Origin of the sequence: Pseudomonas sp. FSL R10-1350 (assembly GCF_009600525.1) — a bacterium.
Taxonomy (GTDB): Bacteria; Pseudomonadota; Gammaproteobacteria; order Pseudomonadales; family Pseudomonadaceae; genus Aquipseudomonas; species Aquipseudomonas helleri.
This window is the reverse complement of sequence record NZ_WIVR01000034.1, coordinates 44,350-54,166: the sequence shown is the minus strand read 5'-3', so window position 1 is coordinate 54,166 and position 9,817 is coordinate 44,350. Positions and strand designations below refer to the sequence as shown.

At 58.9% G+C, this 9,817-nt stretch carries 7 protein-coding genes; 4 read left to right on the top strand and 3 right to left on the bottom strand.

From position 1 onward, the window contains the following. The 4 genes from GHO25_RS15825 to msrA form a co-directional block, all read left to right on the top strand. On the top strand, positions 1-954 hold a 954-nt coding region (locus GHO25_RS15825), incomplete at its 5' end, for a 2-oxo acid dehydrogenase subunit E2 (RefSeq protein ID WP_178110107.1). Between the two features lie 378 nt (positions 955-1,332). After that, a complete protein-coding gene (locus GHO25_RS15820) occupies positions 1,333-2,721 on the top strand; it encodes an alkaline phosphatase D family protein (protein ID WP_153391204.1) in 1,389 nt (462 codons plus the stop codon). Positions 2,722-2,907: 186 nt separating this feature from the next. Continuing rightward, entirely contained in the window at positions 2,908-5,601 is a 2,694-nt protein-coding gene (locus GHO25_RS15815; protein WP_048366658.1) for an EAL domain-containing protein, read from the top strand. Between the two features lie 67 nt (positions 5,602-5,668). Further along, on the top strand, positions 5,669-6,316 hold the full coding sequence (gene msrA / locus GHO25_RS15810) for a peptide-methionine (S)-S-oxide reductase MsrA (RefSeq protein ID WP_153391203.1): 648 nt from the start codon (positions 5,669-5,671) through the stop codon (positions 6,314-6,316). 106 nt (positions 6,317-6,422) lie between these two features. Here msrA and GHO25_RS15805 read toward each other — a convergent pair whose 3' ends face one another. The 3 genes from GHO25_RS15805 to putP all read right to left on the bottom strand — a co-directional run bounded on the left by GHO25_RS15805 (position 6,423) and on the right by putP (position 9,416). Continuing rightward, positions 6,423-7,259 carry a 23S rRNA (adenine(2030)-N(6))-methyltransferase RlmJ gene (locus GHO25_RS15805; RefSeq protein WP_048366660.1) on the bottom strand — a complete coding sequence of 279 codons (837 nt, stop codon included), beginning with the start codon at positions 7,257-7,259 and terminating at the stop codon, positions 6,423-6,425. 88 nt (positions 7,260-7,347) lie between these two features. Beyond that, positions 7,348-7,689, bottom strand: a complete 342-nt coding sequence (locus tag GHO25_RS15800; RefSeq protein WP_153329391.1) for a hypothetical protein — start codon at positions 7,687-7,689, stop codon at positions 7,348-7,350. A gap of 239 nt (positions 7,690-7,928) precedes the next feature. Further along, positions 7,929-9,416 (bottom strand): sodium/proline symporter PutP, encoded by a 1,488-nt coding sequence (gene putP, locus GHO25_RS15795; protein ID WP_153391202.1) that lies wholly within the window; start codon positions 9,414-9,416, stop codon positions 7,929-7,931. Positions 9,417-9,817: the final 401 nt, after the last annotated feature.

The window sequence follows — 9,817 nt, the reverse complement described above, 5'->3', positions numbered from 1 at the left end:
GCTCCGGCACCGGCGGCGGCCCCTGCGCCAAGCGGTGCCAAAGTTCACGCCGGCCCTGCCGTGCGTCAACTGGCCCGTGAGTTCGGCGTTGAGCTGAGCGCGGTGAGCCCAAGTGGCCCACACGGTCGCGTCTTGAAAGAAGACGTACAGGCTTACGTCAAAACCGCTCTGCAGAAGGCCAAGGAAGCTCCGGCTGCCGGCGCTGCAACTGGCGGCGCAGGCATTCCGCCGATCCCGACAGTCGACTTCAGCCGTTTCGGTGAAGTTGAAGAAGTGGCCATGACCCGCCTGATGCAAATCGGCGCGTCGAGCCTGCACCGCAGCTGGCTGAACATCCCGCACGTGACTCAGTTCGACCAGGCTGACATCACCGAGCTGGAAGCTTTCCGCGTTGCGCAAAAAGCCGTCGCAGAAAAAGCCGGTGTGAAACTGACCGTTCTGCCGCTGCTGCTCAAAGCCTGCGCACACCTGCTCAAGGAACTGCCAGACTTCAACAGCTCGCTGGCGCCAAGCGGCAAAGCGATCATCCGCAAGAAATACGTGCACATCGGCTTCGCCGTAGACACCCCGGACGGCTTGCTGGTGCCGGTGATCAAGAACGTTGATCAGAAGAGCCTGCTGCAACTGGCAGGTGAAGCCGCTGCACTGGCTGCCAAAGCCCGTGACAAGAAGCTCACCGCTGACGACATGCAGGGCGCTTGCTTCACCATTTCCAGCTTGGGTCACATTGGCGGCACCGGCTTCACGCCGATCGTCAACGCACCGGAAGTGGCGATCTTGGGCGTGTCCAAGGCAACCATGCAGCCAGTCTGGGACGGCAAAGCCTTCCAGCCGAAGCTGATGCTGCCACTGTCGCTGTCCTACGATCACCGCGTGATCAACGGCGCTGCAGCTGCACGCTTCACCCAGCGTCTGAGCCAGTTGCTGGGCGACATCCGCACTATCCTGCTGTAAGCCACGTCCCGGCCTTCCTCACCGAAGGCCGGGATAGCGCACTGTTTTCCGAGCGCCACGCTCGTACCTCAACCCCGCCCAATAAGCGGGGCTTTTTTTTGCCTGAACACTCACCAATATCCTCGTAGGAGCTGCCGCAGGCTGCGATCTTTTGACGTTGAAGATCAAAAGATCGCAGCCTGCGGCAGCTCCTACACACAAGCAGGTGCGCGCCAGGTTCTTGATTCTGTAACCAGAAAATTCCCTCACCACACAACACCCCGGCACTACGAAGCCCGCTGATGTTGAGAGGCGAAGATCCCTCTGCCCCCCTCTACGGTTAATGAAAGGACTTAACCGCGGCGACAGGGATCGCCACTTATCAAAAAGGATTTCGACATGGACACACCCACCGTTGGCCCCATAGTGGGCTACACCACCCCAGAACAAGCGCGCATTTTCATCAGGGGCGCTGCCGATGCTGAAAATGCCGTTTTTGCCGCTGTTCGCTACCGCAGAGCGGGCACGCAGCAATGGTCTGCCGGCCTCTATTCGAAGCTCAGCAACATTTACGACATGTCTGACACCCTGGTCCTGCGCGGGCTGAGCGCAGACACGCGCTACGAATACCAGGCAGGCTGGTTCAGAACCACTTACCTTGACCACACTCCGGACACGGTCAAACACATTGCGCTGGAATGGCCCTCAACGATCTACCGGTTTAAATCTGCCTCCCCCAAACGCAACCGCACGCATCGCTACGTTGTAGGTTCATGCCGCTACCTGCGGCTTACACTGAACACCCCTTCGCGACCAGAACTGGGCGACAAGATCTTCAAGGCCATCAGCGACCTGAACGCCAGCGCCCCGCTTGATGGCGTGCTGATGATCGGGGATCAGGTGTACGTCGATGACATGAACATCTTCGCCCCCGACCGGGAGTACGCAGACATCTCGCGCAAATACCGGGCAGCCTTCTCACAGCCGCACATCCGCCAGCTCATGGCCAGCACCCCGACGTACATGATCCTCGACGACCATGAGATCGAAGATAACTGGCCTTCCAGGCGCAGCCACTATGATGACGAGCTCTACAGCAATGCCATTCGCGCCTACGAAACCTTCCAGTGCAGCCACGGCCCCGCCCACGACCTGCTCACAGACGGGTGCATCAACCGCAGCGTAGAGAAATACTGGTACACCTTTGCCGATGGCGACACCGACTGGTTTGTCATGGACTGTCGCACCGAGCGCGTGTTAACCGGCACTGACCGCAGGATGATCGGCGTCGAGCAAGAAAACGCCCTTCACAAATGGGTGAAAAACAGCACCGCCAAAGTGAAGTTCATCGTCAGCAGCGTGATGTTCATGCCCGATCAAAAAAGCCATGGCGATGACGGTTGGAAGTCATTTGCCGCACAACGCTTGCGCCTGCTGGAAGTCATCCGCGCCAACGCCGTTAAAAACGTGATGTTTGTCAGCGGCGACATCCACGGTTCTTTGACCTGCTCACTCACCCACAGCGAAGACCCTGACTTTGTGGTGCACGGCATCGTCTCGTCACCGCTGTGCAATAGCAGGCTGTTACCGTACGCGAAGGCCAGTAATCTGCTGCTCAATACCCCGCTGGCCAGTAATGGGCAAGGCCATTATTCCCCCGCATTGACCAGCGCCATGGTCAGCGAAGATAACTTCGCCTGCCTGACCCTCACCGGGCAGCACTTGCAGGTCGACTTTTATAACCCTAAGGGTCGGGTGCTTGAGTCGGTGACGATTGCATTGAAATAACAGTCATAAAACTGAAACCAGCGATCGCCAGCCTGTTGCATCCTGACGTTGCGGCGCTAACCTTCAAGTGGGTGATGTCAATCATGTTCACTTGTCAGCTCAGTACGCATGATGCAACCTTGCCGCAGACCGCAGGAACAGGGGTTGAGCCCTGATGCCATCCGCAAGTGTGAAGCGAGTACCCCAATGAAAAGCCAATCCGATGCTGCCCTGCGAACGGCAGCCGAGGTCGTGACGCAGTTACCCGTGCCCTCGCGGCTCGGGATGCTGCGTTTCGAGCGGCTTAATGAAGCCAGCTGGGCCTTGCTTTACCTCGACCCAGGCTGCGAGCGCTACGTCGGGTTGCCCGCCACTGAGCTGTGTGCACTGGTCGGCTCGCCCTACGCCAGCCTGATGGAGCCCAAAGCGCGCTATCGCTTACATGACGCGATTGCGCTGCAACTGCGCGCCAGCCCCCACTATGTGGTGCATTACACCCTGCACACGCCTCTGGGGGCGCTGAACCTGATGGAAGTGGGCGAGGCCTACAAGCAACACAACCGCCAGCTGTTGCGCGGTTATGTGCTGGTAGTAGAGGGCACGGTCAGCAGCACCGCGCTGGCCCCGGTCGCAGAGCTGGAAACACAAAACAGCCGGTTGCACATCGCTCTGGAACTCAACCAGCGCGCCCAGCAAGAACAACTGCAACACCTTGAACGTGTGCGCGCCCAACAGGACTTGATCCTGCGTCTGGCCCGCCACCGCTACAGCCAGCACAACTCGCTGCAAGAAGCCGCCGAACTGATCACCCGCAGCGCTTGCGACATTTACCAACTGGACGCTGCCAGCCTGTGGACCCTCGACGGCCACCGCATGCTGCCGATTTCGGCGTTTCAGCGCGAAAGCCAGGCGTATGTGGCGCAAGACGCCATCGACATCAGCCTGTTCCCGGACTACCTCGACGCCCTGCACACCAGCCGCTCCATCGACGCGCAAAACGCCAACCGCGACCCGCGCACCCGGGAACTGGCAGCCTGCCTGAACCGCCACGACACCAACGCCATGCTCGATGCCAGCATTCGCATCGACGGCCAGGTGATTGGCGTGTTGTGCCTTGAACAGACCGGCAAGACGCGGGCCTGGCAAGCCGATGAAATCGCCTTTGCCGGCGAGTTGGCCGACCAGTTCGCGCAAGTCATCAACAACCACAACCGGCGCGCTGCCACTAACGCCCTGCACCTGTTTCAGCGGGCCGTCGAGCAAAGTGCCAATGCCTTTTTGCTGGTCAATTGCGACGGCGTGGTCGAGTACGTCAATCCGAGCTTCACCGCCATCACCCAATACAGCGCCGAAGAAGTCCAGGGCCACAAGCTGTCTGAACTGCTGGCGCTGGAGAACCTCAGCGACCTGCTGTTCGATGCGCACTCAAGCTTGAGCAAGGGTAATAGCTGGCAAGGTGAGTTCAAGAGCCGGCGTAAAAACCTGGAGCCCTACTGGGGTCAGATGTCGATCTCGAAGGTCTATGGCGACAACCGCGAACTGACCCACTACATCGGTATTTACGAAGACATCACCGAGGCCAAGCTGGCGCAACAGCGGATCGAACGCCTGGCCTACACCGACAACCTGACCGGCCTTGGCAACCGCCCGGCGTTTATCCGCAACCTCGATCAGCGGTTCACCCATGACAGCGCTACCAAGGTGTGCCTGTTACTGGTGGACATCGACAACTTCAAGCGGATCAACGACAGCCTCGGCCACCAGACCGGCGACAAGCTCTTGATCAGCCTGGCGCGCCGCCTGCGCAACAGCCTGAACCCCGAAGATAATCTGGCCCGCTTTGCCAGTAACGAATTTGCCGTGCTGCTGGACAACGCCACCCTCGAAATCGGCCAGCAAACCGCCAGCCAGTTGCTGATGACCCTCGACAAACCGATGTTCGTCGATAACCAGTTGATCAGCGTCACCGGCTCTGTCGGCGTGGCCTGCGCGCCCCTGCACGGGCTCGACCCACAGACCTTGATGCGTAACGCCGGGCTGGCGCTGCACAAGGCCAAAGCCAACGGCAAGCATCAGGTGCAGGTGTTCACCGAAACCTTGAACGCCGAGGCCAGCTATAAGCTGTTCGTCGAAAACAACCTGCGCCGCGCCCTGACCCAAAACGAGCTGGATGTGTTCTACCAACCCAAGCTGTGTTTACGCACAGGGCGGCTGCTGGGCATGGAAGCCCTGCTGCGCTGGGACCACCCGGAAAAAGGCATGATTCGTCCCGACCAGTTCATCAGCGTCGCGGAAGAGACCGGGCTGATCATCCCCATTGGCAAGTGGGTCGCGCGCCAGGCCTGCCGCATGAGCAAGCAACTGAGTGCAGCGGGGTTTGGCAACTTGCAAGTAGCTATCAACCTGTCGCCCAAGCAGTTCTCCGACCCGGATCTGGTCGCCTCGATTGCCAGCATCCTCAAGGAAGAACACCTGCCCCCGGCGCTGCTTGAACTGGAACTGACCGAAGGGCTGCTGCTGGAAGCCACCGACGACACCCGCCTGCAACTGGATCAACTCAAGGAACTGGGCCTGACCCTGGCCATGGACGACTTTGGCACCGGGTATTCCTCGCTCAGCTACCTGAAGAAATTCCCGATCGACATCATCAAAATCGACCGCAGCTTTATCAAAGACATCCCCGACAACCAGAACGACATGGAAATCACCTCAGCGGTGATTGCCATGGCCCATAACCTTAAGCTTAAAGTGGTGGCCGAAGGCATCGAGACCGCCGCCCAACTGGCCTTCTTGCGCCGCCACCGCTGCGACGTGGGCCAGGGCTACCTGTTCGACCGGCCGATCCCCGGTGCCGAGCTGCAACGCGCACTTAAACGCTACCCGCGCGGACCGCTGACCTGACAGCGACGCAGCACTCGGGCACACTGCTGTTCTAACTTCCTGCAATCTGACTGAGAGGACATGAAACATGGTCTTGCGCTCGGAAATCCTGGTGAATAAAAACGTGCTACCCACTCAAGAACAAGCCCTGCCGGGCCGCGAAACACCGATGCAACTGCCCGAAACCCACTTCGTCAATGGCAACCCGTTGCTGGGCCCGTTTCTGGACGACGTCGGTTTTGCGATCTTTGGTTTGGGTTGCTTCTGGGGCGCAGAACGCAAGTTCTGGGAACGCGATGGTGTGGTCAGTACGGTGGTGGGTTACGCCGGTGGCTTTACCCCCAACCCGACCTATGAAGAAGTCTGCTCGGGCCTGACCGGCCACACCGAAGTGGTGCTGGTGGTGTATGACCAGGCAAAAGTGAAATACGAAGACCTGCTGAAAATGTTCTGGGAACTGCACAACCCGACCCAGGGCATGCGCCAGGGCAACGACATCGGCACCCAATACCGCTCGGTGATCTACTGCACCACGCCAGAACAACTGGCAGCGGCCGAGGCCAGCAAAGCGGCCTACCAGGCTGAATTGACCAAGGCCGGCCTGGGCACCATCACCACCGAAATCGACCAGGCGCCAACGGTCTACTTCGCCGAGGCGTACCACCAGCAATACCTGGCGAAAAACCCGCAAGGCTACTGCGGCATCGGCGGCACAGGCGTGACCTGCCCGATCTGACCCCACATCCCCTGTAGGAGCGAGCTTGCCTCGCGATCTTTTGATCTTTAAAAGATCGCGAGGCAATCGAGCGTCGACCGGCTGCTCCTACAAGGTGAGGTGATCGTTACTCAGCGATTATCCATTCCATCTGCCAGCCACCCTGGGTTTGGCCCAGTGTTTTGGCCAGCCATGGCAGCAGTTCGCGCAGTTCTTCTTCCAGACCCCAAGGCGGGTTGGCGATCGCCAGGCCCGAGCCGTTCAGGCTGTTGGGGGTGTCCAGCGGGTGCACAAACAACTCGACCTGCAACAACTTCGGAGCGCCGGAGGCGGCCAGGTCCTGATAAAAACGACGCAGTTGGCGCTTGTCCTTGATCGGGTACCAGATCGCTACAACGGTCTGACGCATGCGGCTGATGGCGTCTTTTAACGACTCCACGCAACGCTGCATTTCGTCGAGCTTTTCAAACGGCGGGTCAATCAGCATCACCGCACGCTTTTCGGCCACGGGCAGCAACGCACGCGGTACGTGCCAGCCTTCGCCCAAGTGCACCGCCACACGACGGTCGCCCTTCATGTTGGCCTTGAGCATCACACCATCTTCAGGGTGTTTTTCGTTGAGCAACACGCGGTCGTGCGCACGGGTGGTGCGACGTGCCAGTTCAGGCGAACCCGGGTAGTAACGCAATTGCCCGTCCGGGTTCATCTTGTGCAGCACCTGCATGTAGTCCGCAGTCATCGCGGGCAGGTCTTTTCTGCCCCACAAGCGTGCGACGCCTTCCAGGTACTCGCCCGTGCGCGTGGCCTGATCGCCTTGAAGGTCATACAAACCCAGCCCGGCGTGAGTATCGAGGTAAGCAAAAGGCTGCTCTTTGCGCGACATCAACGCGATGAGGCGGGTCAAGACGATATGTTTAAGAACGTCGGCGTGGTTACCGGCGTGGAAGGCGTGACGATAGTTCATGGTTGCTCCTGCGCAGGGAGCGAAGTTTACCCTGTGCAGCGAATAACGTCAGGGGTTAAGCCACGCTCCACGCCAGACGGTGCCTTGCTCAAATCGCTCGCGGCACCAATACCAGGTTATGCACGCTGACCTCACTCGCTACCCAGTCAATCGCGAACTGCTCGCTGGCATCGGCAATCAGTACGTCCTTGTCCAGCACTTGCACGCGGATTTGATGGGCTTCAACGGGCTCCGGCGACTCATCGTCATCGACGTGAAAGGCGAACGTCCAGGGTGCCGGAATGGCGTAATAGCCGTGCGTTTCGAGCAGCAGGCGCTCTACACCACCCGGCTTGCGGGCGTACACCGAAATAATCCAGTGATAGTGGCTTTGAAATGAGAAGGGCAAGTCCCGGGCGGAGATGTGCCCGAGGAAAATCTTTTTACGCATGGTTGTCATCCTTGATTGAGGCACTCATCAGTGAGCGCTTAACCAAGGCTAATACGTCTGGAGCAGGTCATTTACGCTTCAGAAGAACCCCCACCACAAATGAGAAACCTCCGGGCAGGACATGCTGTTAATCCCACGCGCAATGCCATGTCTTTAGCGACCCCCAATAAAAACGGCCCGTTTCCATGGGAAACGGGCCGTTGTCTGTTACCCACTAGGTGGGCCGCAACTCACTGAACTCAGTGGTGCAGTTTGAAGTCATTCTCAGCCGCTTCGAAGCGCTCAACCATCTTCTTGCTTGGGCCTTGGCCCATGGCGCTGACCACCAAAATGGCGATGCTGGCGAAGATGAAGCCCGGGATGATTTCGTACAGACCCAGCAAACTGAAGTGTTTCCAGACGATCACCGTGATGGCCCCGACCAAAATACCGGACAGCGCGCCATTGCGGGTCATGCCTTTCCACAGTACCGAGATCAGCACCACCGGGCCAAACGCAGCACCGAAGCCTGCCCACGCATAGCTCACCAGACCGAGCACGCGGTTGTCCGGGTTAGACGCCAGCATGATGGCAACCACGGCCACCAGCAGCACCATAGCGCGACCGATCCACACCAGCTCGGTCTGGGAGGCATTTTTACGCAGGAAGGATTTGTAGAAGTCTTCTGTCAGGGCGCTGGAGCACACCAGCAACTGGCAGCTCAAGGTACTCATCACCGCCGCCAGAATGGCCGACAGCAAGACACCGGCAATCCACGGGTTGAACAGCAGCTTGGCCAGCTCGATAAACACCCGCTCAGGGTTTTCGTTGACCGGGCCTGCCACTTCCGGGTGCGCCGAGAAGTAAGCAATACCGAAGAAGCCGACGGCAACGGTGCCGACCAGGCACAGGATCATCCAGGTCATGGAGATGCGACGTGCGTTGGCGATCGACTTCACCGAGTCTGCGGCCATGAAGCGCGCCAGAATGTGCGGCTGGCCAAAGTAGCCCAGGCCCCAGCCCATCAGCGAGATGATGCCGATAAAGGAAGTGCCTTTGAGCATGTCAAAGTTGGCAGGGTCCTTGGCTTCGATTGCAAGGAACGTGGTATCAACACCACCGGTTGCCAGCAATACGATGATCGGCGTCAGGATCAGCGCAAAAATCATCAGGGTGGCTTGCACGGTGTCTGTCCAGCTCACCGCCAAAAAGCCGCCGACGAAGGTGTAGGCAATAGTCGCCGCAGCACCGGCCCACAGGGCTGTTTCGTACGACATGCCAAAGGTGCTTTCAAACAGACGGGCACCGGCCACCACGCCCGAGGCGCAGTAAATGGTGAAGAACACCAGAATCACTACCGCCGAGATAATCCGCAGCAGCCCGCTTTTGTCTTCGAAACGGCTGGCAAAGTAGTCCGGCAAAGTCAGCGCATCACCGTTGTGCTCGGTCTGCACCCGCAGGCGCCCGGCCACAAACAGCCAGTTCAAATACGCACCGACCACCAGGCCGATGGCAATCCAGCTTTCGGACAGGCCGGACATGTAAATGGCACCCGGCAAGCCCATCAGCAGCCAGCCGCTCATGTCAGAGGCGCCAGCGGACAACGCGGTGACCACGCTGCCCAGGCTGCGGCCGCCGAGAATGTAGTCCGACAGGTTATTGGTGGAGCGATAAGCCATAAAGCCAATCAGCACCATTGCCGCGATATAGATCACGAACGTGATCAGGGTTGGGTTACTTACACTCATTGCATTAAGCCCTGGCATTGTTTTTATCGTTGACGGCCGCCTGGCCGCACATTCACAAACGTTTTGTCTGAGACGGTTAACCAGGCTGCGCATTTATGACGGACGCTTCTCCAGGAAAATCGTCAGCCGTAGAACCTTGTGGGTTCAAAGGGTCACACCTAAGTCGCGAATGCTATGCAACAACGCAAATCAGGTGCAACCAGTTTCTGCCTCGCTAGTTGCACCTTTCGCTTCTTTTTCGATGCAAAAGCGCCCCGTATCAATCGAAAACCCCACATTCCCTGTAGGAGGGGCCGCCCCGTCTTCGACGCCGCGCTGTCGCGCATCAAACAGGCCACCGAATATCTTCAGCATCCCCCAATCGGTTCCCTCTCCTTCGGGAGAGGGCTAGGGTGAGGGGG